Below are 1067 nucleotides of genomic sequence, written 5' to 3'. Positions count from 1 at the left end.
GGCGCTGCCGCTGTGAAGGCCAGCAAGCACCCCAAGGAAGCCCAGGCCCTGCTCAACTGGATGGCCAGTGAAGAAGGCCAGCGCGTGATCACCCAGACCACCGCCGAATACCCGCTGCACAAAGGCATGGTCTCTGACCGTGGCCTGAAACCGTTCGAAGAGCTGCGCCCGCCGAAGATCTCGCCGGCTGACCTTGGCAATGCCGAAGAAGCCATCGAACTCGAACGCGAGGTCGGCCTGCTCTGATGACCGCCGCCCTGTCCCAGCCGGCGCCGGTACGCTTCGTACCGCGCCGCAAGCGCCCTTCCATCTGGGTGGTACTACCTGTGCTGTTCCTGGTGGCGATGAGCTTGCTGCCACTGCTGTATGTCGCCATCAAAGCCTGGGAAGCCGGCTGGCGCGAAGCCTTGCACCTGCTGTGGCGTCCCTTCGTCTGGGGGCTGATGCGCAACACCCTGCTGCTGATGGTCGGGGTGACACTGACCTGCATGATGGTGGGCCTGGCCCTGGCCTGGCTGCTGGAGCGCAGCAACCTGGCCGGCCGCCGGCTGTGGGGCGTGGTGCTGTGCCTGCCGTTTGCCGTGCCGTCGTTCGTCAGCAGCTTCACCTGGGTATCGCTGAGCTCGGATTTCGAAGGGTTGGGCGGGGCGATCATGGTCATGGCCTTGTCCAAGTACCCGCTGGTGTTCCTGCCGGTGGCCGCCACCCTGCGCAACCTCGACACTTCGCTTGAAGAGTCGGCACGCACGCTGGGTTGCAGCCGTTGGGGGGTATTCGTCAAGGTCACCCTGCCCCTCTTGTGGCCGTCGATGCTGGGCGGCGCACTACTGATTGCCCTGCACATGCTGGTGGAGTTCGGCGCACTGTCGATTCTCGGCCTGCAAACCTTCACCACCGCCATCTACCAGCAGTTCGAACTGGAGTTCAGCAATGCCAACGCGGCGATGCTGTCCGCCGTGCTGCTGGCGATGTGCCTGGTGATGCTGTGGCTGGAGCTGCGGGTGCGCGGCAAGGCTCGCCATGTGCGCATCGGCCAAGGCGTGGCGCGCCGCGCACAGCCGGTAAGG

At 65.2% G+C, this 1067-nt stretch carries 1 protein-coding gene and 1 pseudogene; both read left to right on the top strand.

The annotated features are described in order from the left end of the window. Positions 1-246 (top strand): annotated as a pseudogene (locus HP546_RS30565) (extracellular solute-binding protein); the annotation flags it as partial. Next, positions 246-1067: iron ABC transporter permease (locus tag HP546_RS30560; RefSeq protein ID WP_172233706.1), on the top strand; the 822-nt coding region annotated here is incomplete at its 3' end. The pseudogene HP546_RS30565 and the gene HP546_RS30560, both read left to right, overlap by 1 nt.

It is taken from the genome of Pseudomonas sp. CM25 (assembly GCF_013179705.1).
Classification (GTDB): Bacteria; Pseudomonadota; Gammaproteobacteria; order Pseudomonadales; family Pseudomonadaceae; genus Aquipseudomonas.
This window is presented reverse-complemented; position numbering and strand designations above follow the sequence as displayed.